Genomic DNA, 15221 nt, shown 5'->3' on the forward strand with positions numbered 1-15221 from the left:
CCTTTTTCAAGCAAAAACGCCCGTATGAGGTTTCACACCGAGAAAATCGAGAAAAACGGGCTGACGATCGATACCGCGCCGACCAGCAGCAACAGGGAAAACACCGCAAGTGAACACCAGTTGCGCTCATATTCGGCAATATCGAATTCCATGCCTCGAATATTGTCGTTGGCATTGTGAGGCCGCGCCCGATGATGGGCGGCCAGAACGCTTTCGCGCTTACTGTCCTTGAAAAGGATAATCGATGTCACAGCCACGCCTCCCTCGCTTGGTAACATGATTAACCATAGAGCCGAATCGCGTTGTTTTCCAGCGGTTCTGAGGCGATCCCTCAAATTTTATGGCGGCTTATCCGGTGGCCGCCAAAATGGGTTTCGGGAGAAAAAAGACCGCGCCTCCATGTGGTGGCGCGGCCCTCAAATTCAGAAAAATCGTAAAGCGTCTCAGGTCCGCTCGATGCGGATGACCTGCGGCTCGCTGACCAGATATTTCTCGTTCTTGATCGCCTTGACGGCCTTGCGGATCGCATCTTCCATCGTCGCGTGGGTCACGAGGATAATCGTCTGCGGCGCGCCTTCCACATGCACGCGCTGGCGCTGCACGATGGATTCCAGCGAGATGTTGTTATCCGCCATGCGGGTAGCGATGGAGGCGAAGACGCCCGCCTGATCCTTCACCGTCAGCCGGATGAAATAGCCGCCTTCATGGCTCTTCATCTTGGCGCGACGATAATCGGTCAGCGACTTCGCCGGACGGCCGAGCACCGGAACCTGCTGGGCACCGGGACGGCTCTTGGCGATATCGGCGATGTCACCGAGCACGGCAGAGGCCGTGGCATTGCCGCCCGCACCTGGGCCAACCATCAGAAGCTCGCCAAGAATATCGGACTCGATCGCCACCGCATTGGTGACGCCATCAACCTGCGCGATAACGGAATCGAGCGGCACCATGGTCGGATGCACCCGCTGCTCGATACCGGATTCGGTCACCTGCGCCACGCCGAGAAGCTTGATGCGATAACCGAGCTCGGCGGCCGCCTGAATGTCCTCGCTGGAGATGTTGGTGATGCCTTCGAGATAGATGTCGTCGGCCGAAATCTTGTTGCCGAAGGCAAGCGTCGTCAGAATGGCGAGCTTGTGGGCGGTGTCGTTACCCTCGATATCGAAGGCCGGATCGGCTTCGGCATAACCCAGCCGCTGCGCTTCTTTCAAACAGACCTCGAACGACAGCCCTTCCTTCTCCATCTTGGTCAGGATGTAGTTGCAGGTGCCGTTCATGATACCGTAGATGCGCGACACGTTGTTGCCGGTGAGAGATTCACGCAGCGCCTTGATGACGGGAATACCGCCGGCCACAGCCGCTTCGAAATTGAGAAGCGCACCCTTGTCTTCGGCAATCGTGGCCAGCTCGACGCCGTGCTTGGCAAGCAGCGCCTTGTTGGCTGTCACCACATGGAGACCGCGCGAAAGTGCCGCGCGCACAGCTTTTTCCGCCTGGCCGGAAGCACCGCCGACCAGTTCCACCAACACGTCGATATCGGCTTCGTTTGCAAGCTGCTCCGGCGTATCGAACCAGGTAATACCCTTGAGATCGATGCCGCGGTCACGCGAACGGTCGCGCGCGCTCACTGCAATAATCTCAATCGCGCGTCCGCAGGTAATCGCAAGTTCGTTGCTTCTCTGCTGGAGGATGCGCACGAGCGAAGCGCCGACAGTGCCGAGCCCCGCTATGCCGATTCTCAATGAATCTGCCATGGGTATGTTCCTGATTTGCTGGTGATGGTGACGGCCGGGGCCCGGCCGCCTTCGGTTGCCCTTATCTGTGGGCATTGAGCGAAACGACATTGTGCATCGTTTCGTCAGCACTCGACAGGAAACGCTTCAGATTGCGCGCTGCCTGACGAATTCGATGCTCGTTTTCAACGAGCGCGAGGCGGACGTAATCATCGCCCATTTCGCCGAAGCCGATGCCGGGAGCAACGGCAATGTCTGCCTTCTCGACCAGAAGCTTGGAAAACTCAAGGCTGCCGAGATGGCGGAACTTTTCCGGGATCTTCGCCCAGGCGAACATCGTTGCCGCCGGCGGTGGAACCTCGAAGCCCGCCTTGCCGAACGTATCGACCATGACGTCGCGACGGCGGCGATAAACGCTGCGTACTTCCGCGATGTCGGAGCCGTCGCCGTTCAGCGCGTGCGTCGCCGCAACCTGGATCGGCGTGAAGGCACCGTAATCGAGATAGGACTTCACGCGGGTCAGCGCCGCGATCAGCCGCTCATTGCCAACGGCAAAGCCCATGCGCCAGCCGGGCATGGAGAAGGTCTTCGACATGGAGGTGAATTCCACCGCAACGTCGATTGCACCGGGAACTTCGAGAACCGAAGGCGGCGGATTGTTGTCGTCGAAATAGATTTCCGAATAGGCAAGGTCGGAAAGCACGATGATTTCGTGTTTCTTCGCAAATGCGATCACGTCCTTGTAGAAATCGAGCGAGGCAACGTGCGCCGTCGGGTTCGACGGATAGTTGACGATCAGCGCCAGCGGCTTCGGAATGGAGTGGCGCACCGCCCGCTCCAGAGGCCCGAAGAAGCTCTCGTCCGGCTCCACATTCATGGAACGGATAACGCCGCCCGCCATCAGGAATCCGAAAGCGTGGATCGGATAGGTGGGGTTCGGACACAGGATCACGTCACCAGGCGCGGTGATGGCCTGCGCCATATTGGCGAAACCTTCCTTGGAACCAAGGGTCGCGACGACCTGCGTATCGGGGTTCAGCTTCACGCCGAACCGGCGGGCATAATAACCAGCCTGCGCGCGGCGAAGGCCGGGAATGCCCTTGGACGAGGAATAGCGATGGGTGCGAGGGTCCTGAACGACTTCGCACAGCTTGTCGACGATCGCCTTTGGGGTCGGAAGGTCGGGATTGCCCATGCCGAGATCGATGATATCGGCCCCGGCCGCTCGCGCGCTCGCTTTCAAACGGTTGACCTGTTCGAAGACGTATTGCGGCAGACGCCGGACCTTATGAAACTCTTCCATCACTTTCCTCATGGAAATGGACCGGTTCTGCCGGCCCATAACGAAGTTCGTTCTTGTTGTTAAACGCCGCCGACACGAACCGATCCGGCGGGCGCTATTCATTGTACCGCAAAGCACAAGAAAACCTACAGCGGTTTTCTCGGTCCACGCGGCATCGCGATCATCCGCCTTGTGGCTCCGGCGCGGCCTTTTCAGACCACAGGCAAGGCGAATTGCGCAATGTAATCAGGAAACCTGCATAACGCCAGATTCTTGGAAAATGCAAGGCAGACCATGCTCAAGAACGGCCATTCCGGCCGTTCAGTCGCGCTCGCCCTTCACAATTGCCGCGCGAATGACGGAAAGCACCTGCTCCGGCTTGATATCGGTGCAGATGAGCTGGCTCGGATGCCCGTCCCAGTCGCCCGGCGGAAAGGCGCGGCCATCCGGCTTCTGAATGGTCTGGCCATCGGCAAGCCCGCCGCAGACGACGCGTATAGGGCCGCTGCGGGTCTCGAACAGTTCGGGCGCGACAAGGTAAACGCAGGCGCAGCTGTCATGCACCACCATGCCATCGCCGGTGCGGGTCTTGTAGAAATCGATGTAGAATTGCGACAGATCGGAAAGCAGCTGCACCGGCTTGCCGCCCGCCTCTGCCATCTCGGCCATGAAGGCGCTGGTCATCACCGTTTTCGTCGTCACGTCCAGGCCGACGACGACCACGCGCCAGGGCGCGGTGAAGACGAGATCGGCCGCTTCCGGATCACCGTGAATATTGGCCTCGGCCGCCGGGGACACATTGCCGTTGATATCGAAGGCGCCGCCCATGACGATCACCTGCTTCACCAATGCCGCAAAATCCGGCTCTTCGCGCAGCGCCAAGGCCAGATTGGTCATGCGACCAACAGCGATCAGCGTCACCTCGCCGGGATTGGCCTTGACCGTCTCGATAATAAAGCGATGCGCGGGACGCGGATCGAGCGGCAGATCGATGGTCTCTGGAATATCGATATCGCCGAGACCGTTTTCGCCATGGATGAAAGTCGGCCAGTGGCCTTCCTTGCGGGCCGGATCGAAGGTCACGCCCGCACCTTTCGCTACCGGCGCCGTCATCTGCCATTCCCGTTTCAGGAAGAGCGCATTGCGGGTGGTGATGTCGATGGGCGCGTTGCCGAAGACGGTGGTGACGCCGATCAGATCGATATCGGGGTGACGGTGCAGGAAAAGAAGCGCCATGGCATCATCTACACCGGGGTCCGTATCGAATATCACTTTATGCATAATGCCCTCATCCTGATGTCTCGTCATCGCCGCGTCTGGCGGTGCGCCACGGAAACATAACCATAAGCGGCAACACCGCAATCCCCCTGCCCGTCCCGGATCGGAGAGAAAAATATTGCGTGGCGATCTTTTCGGTGAAAGAAGAGGCCCTCTCCCTTAAGCCCGCCTGGACATGCCAAGTGCAAGACATCGCCTTCAACGTTTTCCTCGTTCTTTTCTGCGTCGCCATTTTTGCCGGATTTATCGATTCCATCGCCGGCGGCGGCGGTCTCATCACTATCCCGGCCATGCTGATCATGGGAATTCCACCGCTCGATACGCTCGGCACCAACAAGCTGCAATCGCAGTTCGGCTCGGCGTCGGCCACCATTGCCTATGCCCGCCGCGGCCATGTCAATCTGAGGGAACAATTGCCGATGGCGATCATGGCGATGGTCGGCGGCGGACTCGGTGCTTTCACCGCCGCCTTCGTGCCGTCAGACCTCCTGCGCACCATCATGCCCTTTCTGCTGATCGCGATTGCTCTGTATTTCGCCTTCAAGCCGCAGCTCAGCGATATCGACAGCCATCGCCGCATCACGCCTTTCGTGTTCGGCCTCACCGCCGCACCGCTCGTGGGTTTCTATGATGGCGTTTTCGGCCCCGGCGCGGGTTCCTTCTACATGCTTGCCTTCGTGGGGCTTGCCGGCTTCGGCATGCTGAAGGCAACCGCCCATACCAAGCTTCTGAACCTGGGTTCGAATTTCGGCGGCTTTGTTGTTTTTGCGGCTGGAGGCGCGGTTCTCTGGAAGCTTGGCATCGCCATGGGCATCGGCCAGTTCGTCGGCGCGCAGATCGGATCGCGTTTCGCGATGAAAAACGGCGCGAAGATCATCCGCCCGCTTTTGGTTCTTTCCTGTCTGGCAATGGCGACGAAGCTTCTTGCGGATGCATCATCCGCATGGTCAATCGCCACGATCTGGGAAACCATCTTCCCGAAATGACAGGAAAAGGACACGGCTCGACGCTTGCGTTCGGACCGTGAATTTATGCCGTGGCGCGACGGCGCCTACGATCGGCGATTTCGCGGATGACCACCATTGCGCCAACCAGCTTGTAGTTGGAGGAATAGCAGGGCGACATTTCAAGCGATTTTACGATCGTATGGCCGTCGTGATCTTCGGCATAGGTGTATTTCGACGTACCGCCCTTGAAGCAATTGTCGAGCCTCTCCCGCAGATCGTTCTGAAAACGGTGCACTCCGACAAGCTCGGCGATATGACATCCCAAAGGCCCTTCCGGCGTATTGCGCGGAAAAGCATCGATCCCATTGGAGAATGATACCCGATAACCGGGAGAGACGACGACCACGGGCTCGTCGAGGTCGTTCAGCATATCCTCATCGAGAATGAGATGGCGGTGGTGCCACTCCAGGATGTCCTCGTCCTCGTCGCCGATCACCTTTGCCTTGAGCGGCATGCCGACATAGCGGTCGACCAGCGTTCTCAAAAGATCGGAATTGCGCTGCACGCAGCCGAGGTCTTCCGCCTCGTGATTGAGGAGGTCGATGGCGAAACGGAATTGCTCACGAATGTCCTCGGAACTGCCGGTCTTACGCCCGATGACCCGATCAAGCAGCAGCTCCAGTTCACGCTCCAGCACTGCGATCTTGTCGGCCTCGTTCTTACCAACCGCTGATTGCAGTTCCGTATAACGCAGCCAGAACAGCTCAATCAAATCTTTCAACCCAACTCTCCCTGAACGGGCAAACAGCCCGCTCCCAATCCGAATGGATAGACACTTATCCCCTCATTGTAGCGTCTGTGCAGTAAAAAATGACGTAACGACACGCAGGTCCGCCGCAGGGATTAATCTCTAAACTATCATAGCTACTGCTATTTTTTCAATTTCGATAATCCATGAACGAAAAATAAGGTTCCACTAATAAGTAAAAATACTTAAAAACGCAATTTTACGGCCGAATTCTGTAAAAAATCACTAGAAATTCGGCCGCGCTGCAAATAATCAGATCTGGTGTTTAACGTCCCAACGGTCGTGATACCACAGCCATTGTTCGGGATATTCGCGGACCCAGCTTTCCACCTTGTCATTCAAAAGCTGCGCCGTCGCCTGAATATCGACATTTCCTTTTTCATCGCGCGGAATTTCAACCCTCGGCTCTATTTCCAGCCGGTAGCGGTTATCAGGCAGACGCACGCAGCGGGCGGGATAGACATCGCAATTGAACTGCCGCACCAGCTTGGCAAGAAGCGGGTTGGTGCGCACCTCATGGCCAAAGAACTTCGTCGTCAAGCCTTTGCCGAACTTCTGGTCGACGAGCACGCCGACACCGCCGCCCCTTTCCAGCTGCCGCGCAAGCGCGAAGGAAGAGCCGGCATGCGACGGCACGAGATTGCCCATGCGTTCCTTGCGGAACTTGAACACCTTGTCGGCCACGAAAGGATTATTCGGCGGCCGGAACAGCACCGTCACATCCAGACCGAAGGCAGAACTGGCCACCGGCAACAATTCGAAATTGCCGCTATGGGCAGTAAATACGATGAAGGGCCGCGGGTTGTCGCGAAGCTCGATAAAGGTCGAAATACCCTCGACCCGGATACGGCCCGGCTCGCTATTTTCCGGATCGAAATCGAACAGCCTGTCGAGAAAGACATATTCCGCCGCAAGCCGCCCCATGCTGCCCCAGCTGTCCATTGCGATGGTAAGCCGCTCCTCTTCGGATTTCTCCGGAAAGGCGCGCGCCAGATTGTAGAGCATCAGCTTGTGGCGGCCAGTTTTCGGCCCCACGAAGCGCGCCAGCCTGTCTGCAGCGCGAATTCCCGCGTCAGCTGGAAATATCTTCAGCAGATTGAGAAGGCCGAAGGCAAACGTCGCAATCAGCCATTGCCGGAAATGGTCCAGCTTCAGGACGATCCGCGTAATGAACAGTTTCAAGGCGTCAATCCATCCGCAGAACGATTTTGCCGAATACCTGGCGCGTTTCCATGCGCTCCAGCGCCCGGTCGATATCCTCGAAGGTGACTTCTGTGTCGATAACAGGATGAACGATGCCGCGCGCCATCTTCTGCATGGCGTTGGCCATGTTTTCCATGCGGCAACCGAAGGAGCCGAGCAGCTTCAGCTGCTGCTGGAACAGCATCATCAGGTTGATATCGGTCGATACGCCTGAGGTTGAGCCGCAGGTGACGAGACGGCCGCCACGCTTCAGCGAGAACATCGATCCCGCCCAGGTGTCTTTGCCGACATGCTCGAACACCACGTCTACACCCTTCTTTTTCGTCAGCTTTCGCACGACGCCTTCGAAACGGTCGGTCCGGTAGTTGATGACGTGATCGGCACCCAGGGCCTTCGCCCGTTCGATCTTGTCGTCGGAGCCGACGGTGGTGATGACGGTGCAGCCCATCTTCTTGGCCAGCTGGATCGCCGCCGTGCCGATACCGGAACCGCCGGCATGCACGAGGATCGTTTCGGCCGATTCCAGCTTGGCATTGTCAAACAGCATGTGCTCGACCGTGCCGAAGGTCACAGGCGCCAGAGCCGCGCCGATGGCATCGACGCCATGCGGCGCCGGAACGAGCTGGCGGGCGGGAATATTGATCTTTTCCTGCGCAAAGCCGTCGAGATGGAAACCGTGCACGCCCTGAACATGTTCACAAAGATTGTCACGGCCTTCACGGCACGGCTTGCAGATCCCGCAGGTGCGCGCGCCGTAGATCGCGACGAGCTGGCCAGGCAGCACATTCGAAACGCCCGGGCCAATGGCCTCCACTACGCCCGAAGCCTCAGCACCGATGGTCAGCGGCATCTTGCGCTTGGCAAAAGCCATGCCGCGCCAGCCCCAGACGTCGATGTGGTTCAGCGCCACGGCCTTGATGCGCAGCGTCACCTCGCCCGGACCTGGTGCATCGGGTTCAGGCAGGTCCACTTTTTCGAGCTTCCGGTCGTCCACGAGTTGAAGAGCGCGCATGTTTTTAGTCCTTCGCCCGGAGGCGTCTATCTCAAGAGTAATTCCAGCAAAACTCTGTAACGGTTTTGCGGTCGGAATGTGTAGTCACACCAGCGAGAGCGTTCCCGGGCTTCGTTCAGGCCGGAAACGCCCCTGTCTTCTGGCGGAACCGGTTAAGCCGGTTCACGCGTCATGACAAGGCTGGCATTCTGCCCGCCGAACCCGAAGGAGTTGGAAAGCACGGCATTGACCGTCGCGTCCCGCTTCACATTTGGCACCACATCGAGCGAAATGGTCGGATCGGGGTTGTTGTAGTTGATCGTCGGCGGCAGGGTGCCGGTCAGCATGGTCTGTAACGAGAACACCGCCTCCACAGCACCGGCCGCCGTCAGCGTATGGCCGATCATCGACTTGTTGGATGACAGCGGAATGTCTTTCAGGCCTTCGCCGAAGACGGCAAGCATCGAGCCATATTCCATCTTGTCGTTTTCCGGCGTCGAGGTGCCGTGGGCGTTGATGTAGCCGATATCGCTTTCAGCAACACCCGCATCCGCAAGTGCGGCGCGGATCGTCGCGATCGCCGGGCCGCCATCTGGCGAGGAACGCGTGCGGTGGAAGCTGTCGGCCTTCTCGCCGGCGCCCTTGATGATGCCGAGAACCTTCGCGCCGCGCGCAATTGCCGATTCCAGCGATTCCAGCACCAGCGTTGCCGCACCTTCGGCGATCACGAAACCGTCGCGGTCCTTGCTGAACGGCTTGGATGCCTTTTCCGGCGGCTCATTCTGGGTCGACAGCGCCGAAAGAAGCGAAAAGCGGATCAGCGCTTCGGCGCTGACCGAACCGTCTGTAGCAACCGTCAGCGCGCGCTCAGTGCGGCCCTGGCGGATAGCCTCGACACCAAGCTGGATTGCGGTCGCGCCGGATGCACAGGCCGTCGAGAGCGTGACCGGCAGGCCGCGTGTACCAAAGCGGTCCGAAAGACGCTCCGAAATCGCGCCGAAAAGAGCCGCTTCCTGAAACGCCGGGTCCGGACGTTGACGGAAAGCCGTCAGGAACCGTTCATAGGCATCACCCGGCTGGGCGGCCGGCGGAGACCGGTCGGCAAGCTCGAAACGCGCGCTCCATTCCGGCTCGATCGGTGGTGCAGCCAGAAACAGCGGGCCATCGAAATCGCCCGATATGCCGGCCTGCGCCAAAGCCTCAATGGTTGTCTCGCGTGCAAAGGCATAAGAGCGCTCGACGGAATTCGGAACCGGGATGTCGATGAAATCGACGGTGCCGCTGATCCTTGTAGAAAGCCCCTCCGTCGGGAAGCGGGTAATCTTGTGGATGCCCGACTTGCCCGCAGTCAGAGCCGCCCAGTTATCGGCAAGACCCTGCCCGAGCGATGTGATGATGCCCATACCGGTGACTGCAACGATCGGGCGACCGAGATGATCCTTGAAGTTGGAAGTCATGGTCTTTTCTCCTCACACGTCACGGGACAGAACGGCGACACCTTCGCCGCGAACATGGCCGACGGTGGTGACGACCGCTTCGCTGGCCGCCTCGCCCATAGGCTTTTCCGCGGCGCCATCGAAAGTAGGAACCTTCGCGCCGCTTTCAAGCGTCAGGGCAGCAAGCGCCAGCCCAAGCGGGAACTGTGCTTCAAGTCCATGGCCGGTGATACCGCCGAAACCGCGAATGACGGCCTGCGGCAAAGCTTTTTCGAGAATATTCTTTTCACGCTGCGTCACGGCGTCGTAACCGCTCGCACCGGAAAACACGACGGTCGCAGCACTGTCCTTTGCAGGGGCAAGCAGCCGTTCCATGCGCTTTTCCATCTTGCCGTCATCACGGCTACCACGATCGCCCTCGATGGCGTCGATGCGGGCATAGATGCGTGCGCCGCGTTCACTGGCGTGCTTGCGCGATTCCAGCACCAGGAAGGCTCCCAGCGAACCGGAAATCATGCCGCCGCCGTCCTGGCCGCCACGCGACCAAAGCGGCTGCCAATCGCCCTGCGCATGCGCGCCGATCGCTTCAAACAGCAGGATCATGTCCGGGCGCTCGGCCGAGAAGGCGCCGCCCACCAGGGCGTGGCTGGATTCGCCGGAACGGATACGGTGAAACGCAGTCTCGACTGCGGAAATGCCGGCTGCTTCCTCGCCCATGAAGGTACGGGAGGACCCTGTGACCTTGTGAACGATGGAAATGTTACCGGCCATCAGATTGGAAAGCTGGGCGAGAAACAGGGTCGGACGCAATTCCGTCGTTAGCTTCTCGTTGAGCAGCACTTCGCGGTCGTTGCGCTTCAGCGCCTCATCGACAATCAGCGTATCGACATTGATGTCGCGCTCGCCACCGCCGGCAGCCACGATCATGTCCATGGTAGCGCAGGCTTCCGGGTTTTCCTTCAGCCCTGCATCATCAAGCGCGAGGCCGGCGGCAAAAACGCCGAGACGCTGCCAGTTTTCCATCTGGCGCTGGTCGCCGCGCTTGGCAATCTGCGTGGACCAGTCGATCTCCGGCATGGGATGAACCGGATAGGGTTTGAACTTTTCGGTCTCGATCACCGTTGCCGGCGCCGCAGTTCCCGAAAGAAGCGCAAGATGCGCCTGGCTGCCGACGCCGTGACAGGTCACGATGCCGACCCCGGTTATCACCACATCATTGTCAGATTTCATCGTCTGTCATCCTTTGCAGCCTGACCCATTGAAGCGGTCACGGCTATCCAACAGCGGTCGCAAACGACCACTCCATGCGTTGCGGAATAAAGCGCGCGATGCGGATTGGCAATGGTGAAGGCCCGATCCGCCAGCACAAGCCCACGATTTTCGTGAATCAAAACCGGGTCTAGGGGAAAAATGCCGTCTCCCGGCATCAGCGGAAGCGCTTATTTTTGCGCATCCGCGACAATCGCCGCCATCAGGCCGACTTCCTCGGCCCGCTTCCTGACGATAGGCGCGAGCGGAATTTCGCTGAAAGGCATTGTCCTGAGCTTCAGCTGCGCATCGCAGACCTTCTTGCCTTCGCAAGTGATCTTCGCCTTGGTGACTGCAAAACCCGAACCGTCATGTTCCAGCACCGCCTCGATATCGAGAACCGCGCCCGGCTCCACGAAGGTGCGCATCTTGGCGCCGTCAACCGACATCAGGAAGGGCATGGCGGAAAAATCGCTGAACGCCAGAACCATCATGCCGGAAGCCTGCGCCATGGTCTCGATCAGAAGCACGCCCGGAACCAGCGGCATGCCGGGGAAATGTCCCTCGAAAACCGGGCTTTTGTCGGGAACGACAGACCGCGCCTTCAATGTGCGCGTCGCCATGTCCACGGCTTCGACCTTGTCGATCATCTGAAAATATTCAAGCAGCATCCGTCCGGCCCGTTTCTGGTCGGTTACGACCCGTCCCTGAAGGTCAGGTCCAGAAAAAGAAATGCCCGCTCGAAGCGGGCATTATCGCCTCAGCCCTTGGCTGCGCGCAATTCGTCGATCTTGGCACAGAGGTTCTTCAGCACGAAATATTCTTCGGTGGTAACCTTGCCTTCGTTGACTTCCTGCGTCCACTGCTCGAGCGGAATCTTGATACCGAATTCCTTGTCGATGGCGAAAACGATATCCAGAAAGTCGAGGCTGTCGATGCCCAGATCGTCGATCGTGTGGCTTTCCGGCGTAATGGTTTCGCGGTCGATTTCGCTGGTTTCGGCGATAATGTCGGCAACCTTGTCGAATGTAGCTGTCACGCCCATAATCCTTATTGTCGTTCGTATTAAATATCCTGTCTGACGCACCACATAGGCAAGTCGCACAAAAAAGCCAATGGTTTCGTGACGTAACTTTGAAATTTGCCTTAAAACTGTTGCCTAAACAGCAACCGAATGACGGCCGCGTCCGCTGCCGAGATAGGCGTCGAAGGTTGCCGCGATATGACGGACAAAGGGTTTTCCCGCCTCCGTCACGGCAAAAACATCGCCATCCATCCGCACCACACCGTCCCTGTCGCCGCCAGCGAAAAGCTGCGCCTCCATGCTGACGGAATGGCTGGCCTTGCCAAAACGCCGCTTCAAATCGCCCAGATCGAGCAAAAAATCGCACATCAGCCGCTCGATGACATAGGAGCGCAGGTGATCCTCCTCGGACAATTCTATTCCCTTGAGAACCGCGAAACCACCCTCGCCCACCATCCGCTGATATTCCCCCGTCGCCACCATGTTCTGCACGTAGCCCTGGGGCAACCGGCCGATCGCGGATGCACCAAGCCCGATCAGGGCATCGGCCGTGTCAGTGGTGTAGCCCTGAAAATTCCGCCGCAGCTCCCCCGTCTCGACCGCCCGGCTCAGAGTGTCGGCGGGCTTGGCGAAGTGATCGATCCCGATTGCCCTGTAACCCGCCTTGCCGAGCATCTCCGCCGCCATCGTCATCTGGCGGTAGCGCTCGGCAATATCTGGCAACGCCTGTTCAGGGATCAGCGACTGGTGTTTTTTCATCCACGGAACATGCGCATAACCGAACAGCGCGATCCGGTCGGGGTCGAGTGAGATGATCTGGTCAACCGTCTGTTGCAATGTCTCGCAGGTCTGGAACGGCAGGCCATAGAGAATGTCGCAATTGACCGAGTGAACGCCCCTTGCCCGCACGGCATCTACCACCGATTCCGTCTGCTCGAAGGTCTGAATCCGGTTGATGGTTTTTTGCACTTTGTCATCAAAGTCCTGCACACCGAGGCTCGCGCGCGTCATGCCGATGACGGCAAGCGCGTCATAGCGACTTTCGTCAAGATCGTTCGGGTCCATTTCCACACTGATTTCGGGCGCCAGACCAAAGGTGAAATGGCGTCTTAGGCAGTCCATCAGGCCCACCATGTCTTCAGGCCGCAGCATAGTGGGAGAACCGCCGCCAAAATGCACCGCGCTGACCACTGCATCGGGGGAAACAAGCGAGCCGACGGCTGCTATCTCCCGCTTAAGTGCCTCAAGATAAACGGCAATCGGCTCGTATTTCAGCGTGTGCTTGGTGTGGCAGGCACAGAACCAGCACAGCCGGTCGCAATAGGGAATATGCAGGTAAAGCGATATCCGGTTCCGGTGACCAAGCTCGCCGAGCCAGCGGCGATAGGTGCCATTATCGATTCCCTCGTGAAAGTGCGGCGCGGTAGGATAGCTTGTGTAACGCGGCACGGCGCCCGAATATTTGCGAAGAAGTTCGGTATTCATCCCCGGATTTGCCTTTTATCAAGAAAATGTCGATTTCCTCCCCTTCAGTAACGGCTGCGACAGTTTGCAACTTTGACTTCAATCAAATTGCACCTTAAGTTCTTGCTAAAGTAGACGCGGGGGCGACGACTACGCGGCGCAAGCCTTCGAAAAGACCGGATTTTACACCTGCGGTCGCATTCGTCCCTTAAAGCCAGCATCGGAAAAGGCTGATGGACACGCTACAGAAGACCATCCACAATTCGGAATATCCCGTCGTATGCCGCTCCTGCGAGGCGCGTCACGGTGGTCTTTGCAGCACGTTGACGCCGCAGCAGCTCTGCGACCTCAACCGTCATTCCAGCCGTAAGAAGCTGGAAGCGGGCAACGAGCTGCTTGCCCAGGGGGAGCTCGTCAGCTCCTACGGCAACATTCTCAACGGCGTGGTGAAGCTCTCGAAGATGATGTCGGATGGCCGCCAGCAGATCGTCGGCCTGCAATTTGCGCCGGATTTTCTCGGCCGCCCGTTCATGGCGGAAAGCAAGATGACGGCGGAAGCCGCAACCGATGTGGAAATCTGCCTGTTCCCGCGCCGCATCGTCGACCGCATGGTTTCCGAAGTGCCGGATATGGAACGTAAGCTTCACAGCCAGTCTCTGAAGGAACTGGATGAGGCGCGCGACTGGATGCTGACACTTGGCCGAAAATCGGCACAGGAAAAGGTTGCCAGCTTCCTATATATGATAGCCACGCATATCGATCCGGAAAAGGACGATAAATCAACGTTCGACCTGCCGCTATCGCGCGCAGACATAGCTGACTTCCTTGGTCTCACCATCGAAACAGTTAGCCGGCAAATGACTAAGCTGCGCAAGGAAGGCACGATCAGCATCGAGAACAACCGTCATATTACAGTGCCGGACCTCGATATGCTCAGCGAAGCCGCCGGAAACGACTGACCGGCGTTTTTCAACTTTTCATCGTCCCTGCGGCGCTGACGTTCCGATGTTGATGTACGGCGCCCGCGCCTGCGCGGGTGCGAGCGCAAAACCGGCAAGAACCAGCAAAGCAGCGATGCATCTCATGATATTTCACCCTGTCTACCGCTTTTTCAGCGGCCTGTTTGTTATGACCGCATCATAAGCGGCAAAGCGCATCCATCCGCTTAACATCTTCAGTAAGCAGATGGTTCAAAGGCAGGGTAAATAAGGGGTTATGAGAACGGCTTGGTAACAGAATGAAGCACAAGGATTGCCGTTATCCTCGGCCTTGTGCCGAGCGAATCTCGAGATCCACAGGTTGTCGATTCTCGGTAAAGGCCCCAGAACGACGAACGGAAGAACCTCATTGCGTAGCAGGCGTCGCAACCGGCTTCTGGTTTTCGCCAAGCGCCCGCAATTCCGCGACTCGGCGTTTGTATTCAGCTTCCGAAATCTGGCCGTTGCGGCGTGCAGCACCGAGGCGCGACAGGTTCGATTCCATTTTGGACGCCTCGTCATCCCCCATCTGGCTGCCGGCAGCCGTAATCGGTGCTGAAAAGCTTGGATAGGTGCCGGTATCGCGTCTCTGGCTCACCACATTGTCGCTGACGGGACGCGGGCCGACGATTTGGGCTTGCGGGTGGGGCATATGGGCCGGTGCGACGATCGGTGCCGGGGTCTTGCAGGCGGCAAGTACTGTAACGAGCATGGCGCCGGAAAGCGAAAGAAGGGCGATCCTTCCAGCATTTTCCGCAAATCTTCCCCATGTACCCATGTGCTTGCCCATCGTCATGTTCCGCCTGTAAGGATATCGCCGATATCGAATT

At 58.4% G+C, this 15221-nt stretch carries 15 protein-coding genes; 2 read left to right on the forward strand and 13 right to left on the reverse strand.

From position 1 onward, the window contains the following. Positions 1-32: 32 nt before the first annotated feature. From GH784_RS19925 to GH784_RS19940, 4 genes are all read right to left on the reverse strand, one after another. Entirely contained in the window at positions 33-257 is a 225-nt protein-coding gene (locus tag GH784_RS19925; RefSeq protein ID WP_025593517.1) for a hypothetical protein, read from the reverse strand. 186 nt (positions 258-443) lie between these two features. Continuing rightward, positions 444-1754 (reverse strand): homoserine dehydrogenase, encoded by a 1311-nt coding sequence (locus GH784_RS19930; RefSeq protein ID WP_003515377.1) that lies wholly within the window; start codon positions 1752-1754, stop codon positions 444-446. Between the two features lie 61 nt (positions 1755-1815). Next, positions 1816-3036: an LL-diaminopimelate aminotransferase gene (locus tag GH784_RS19935; protein WP_003515379.1), complete on the reverse strand. Its 1221-nt coding sequence runs from the start codon at positions 3034-3036 to the stop codon at positions 1816-1818. 300 nt (positions 3037-3336) lie between these two features. Then, entirely contained in the window at positions 3337-4296 is a 960-nt protein-coding gene (locus GH784_RS19940) for a nucleoside hydrolase (protein ID WP_065687344.1), read from the reverse strand. A gap of 179 nt (positions 4297-4475) precedes the next feature. On the opposite strand from GH784_RS19940, the gene GH784_RS19945 reads away from it, so the two are divergent. Further along, positions 4476-5279, forward strand: coding sequence for a TSUP family transporter (locus GH784_RS19945; RefSeq protein ID WP_065702550.1), 804 nt, complete (start codon positions 4476-4478; stop codon positions 5277-5279). A gap of 43 nt (positions 5280-5322) precedes the next feature. Here GH784_RS19945 and GH784_RS19950 read toward each other — a convergent pair whose 3' ends face one another. The 8 genes from GH784_RS19950 to hemN form a co-directional block, all read right to left on the reverse strand. After that, entirely contained in the window at positions 5323-6021 is a 699-nt protein-coding gene (locus GH784_RS19950; RefSeq protein WP_013636202.1) for a hypothetical protein, read from the reverse strand. Between the two features lie 279 nt (positions 6022-6300). After that, a complete protein-coding gene (locus GH784_RS19955; RefSeq protein ID WP_019566226.1) occupies positions 6301-7230 on the reverse strand; it encodes a lipid A biosynthesis lauroyl acyltransferase in 930 nt (309 codons plus the stop codon). Between the two features lie 4 nt (positions 7231-7234). Further along, a complete protein-coding gene (locus tag GH784_RS19960) occupies positions 7235-8263 on the reverse strand; it encodes a zinc-binding dehydrogenase (RefSeq protein WP_065702487.1) in 1029 nt (342 codons plus the stop codon). Between the two features lie 152 nt (positions 8264-8415). Beyond that, positions 8416-9699 carry a beta-ketoacyl-ACP synthase gene (locus GH784_RS19965; RefSeq protein ID WP_003515389.1) on the reverse strand — a complete coding sequence of 428 codons (1284 nt, stop codon included), beginning with the start codon at positions 9697-9699 and terminating at the stop codon, positions 8416-8418. Between the two features lie 12 nt (positions 9700-9711). Then, positions 9712-10908, reverse strand: coding sequence for a beta-ketoacyl-ACP synthase (locus GH784_RS19970; protein WP_003515391.1), 1197 nt, complete (start codon positions 10906-10908; stop codon positions 9712-9714). A 209-nt stretch (positions 10909-11117) separates the two neighbouring features. Continuing rightward, positions 11118-11597: a hotdog family protein gene (locus tag GH784_RS19980; protein ID WP_003515392.1), complete on the reverse strand. Its 480-nt coding sequence runs from the start codon at positions 11595-11597 to the stop codon at positions 11118-11120. 89 nt (positions 11598-11686) lie between these two features. Further along, the gene (locus GH784_RS19985) at positions 11687-11971 is read right to left on the reverse strand and encodes an acyl carrier protein (RefSeq protein WP_019566223.1); all 285 of its coding nucleotides are present in this window, start codon (positions 11969-11971) and stop codon (positions 11687-11689) included. A gap of 114 nt (positions 11972-12085) precedes the next feature. Then, positions 12086-13435: an oxygen-independent coproporphyrinogen III oxidase gene (gene hemN / locus GH784_RS19990; RefSeq protein WP_065702486.1), complete on the reverse strand. Its 1350-nt coding sequence runs from the start codon at positions 13433-13435 to the stop codon at positions 12086-12088. Between the two features lie 212 nt (positions 13436-13647). Between hemN and fnrN the strand changes: the two genes are divergently transcribed. Further along, positions 13648-14373 (forward strand): transcriptional regulator FnrN, encoded by a 726-nt coding sequence (gene fnrN, locus GH784_RS19995; RefSeq protein WP_003515395.1) that lies wholly within the window; start codon positions 13648-13650, stop codon positions 14371-14373. A gap of 385 nt (positions 14374-14758) precedes the next feature. Here the strand turns inward: fnrN and GH784_RS20000 are convergent, their stop codons facing one another. Further along, the gene (locus tag GH784_RS20000; protein WP_080863740.1) at positions 14759-15181 is read right to left on the reverse strand and encodes a hypothetical protein; all 423 of its coding nucleotides are present in this window, start codon (positions 15179-15181) and stop codon (positions 14759-14761) included. Between the last annotated feature and the right edge of the window lie 40 nt (positions 15182-15221).

Source organism: Agrobacterium tumefaciens, assembly GCF_009649785.1.
Classification (GTDB): Bacteria; Pseudomonadota; Alphaproteobacteria; order Rhizobiales; family Rhizobiaceae; genus Agrobacterium; species Agrobacterium tumefaciens.

Bases quoted from the DNA above. Each gene is read 5' to 3' on its own strand.
- GH784_RS19970 (WP_003515391.1), bottom strand. From the start codon at position 10,908: ATGAAATCTGACAATGATGTGGTGATAACCGGGGTCGGCATCGTGACC.
- GH784_RS19985 (WP_019566223.1), bottom strand. From the start codon at position 11,971: ATGGGCGTGACAGCTACATTCGACAAGGTTGCCGACATTATCGCCGAA.
- GH784_RS19930 (WP_003515377.1), bottom strand. From the start codon at position 1,754: ATGGCAGATTCATTGAGAATCGGCATAGCGGGGCTCGGCACTGTCGGC.
- GH784_RS19935 (WP_003515379.1), bottom strand. From the start codon at position 3,036: ATGGAAGAGTTTCATAAGGTCCGGCGTCTGCCGCAATACGTCTTCGAA.
- GH784_RS19940 (WP_065687344.1), bottom strand. From the start codon at position 4,296: ATGCATAAAGTGATATTCGATACGGACCCCGGTGTAGATGATGCCATG.
- fnrN (WP_003515395.1), top strand. From the start codon at position 13,648: ATGGACACGCTACAGAAGACCATCCACAATTCGGAATATCCCGTCGTA.
- GH784_RS19965 (WP_003515389.1), bottom strand. From the start codon at position 9,699: ATGACTTCCAACTTCAAGGATCATCTCGGTCGCCCGATCGTTGCAGTC.
- GH784_RS20000 (WP_080863740.1), bottom strand. From the start codon at position 15,181: ATGGGCAAGCACATGGGTACATGGGGAAGATTTGCGGAAAATGCTGGA.
- GH784_RS19960 (WP_065702487.1), bottom strand. From the start codon at position 8,263: ATGCGCGCTCTTCAACTCGTGGACGACCGGAAGCTCGAAAAAGTGGAC.
- GH784_RS19980 (WP_003515392.1), bottom strand. From the start codon at position 11,597: ATGCTGCTTGAATATTTTCAGATGATCGACAAGGTCGAAGCCGTGGAC.
- hemN (WP_065702486.1), bottom strand. From the start codon at position 13,435: ATGAATACCGAACTTCTTCGCAAATATTCGGGCGCCGTGCCGCGTTAC.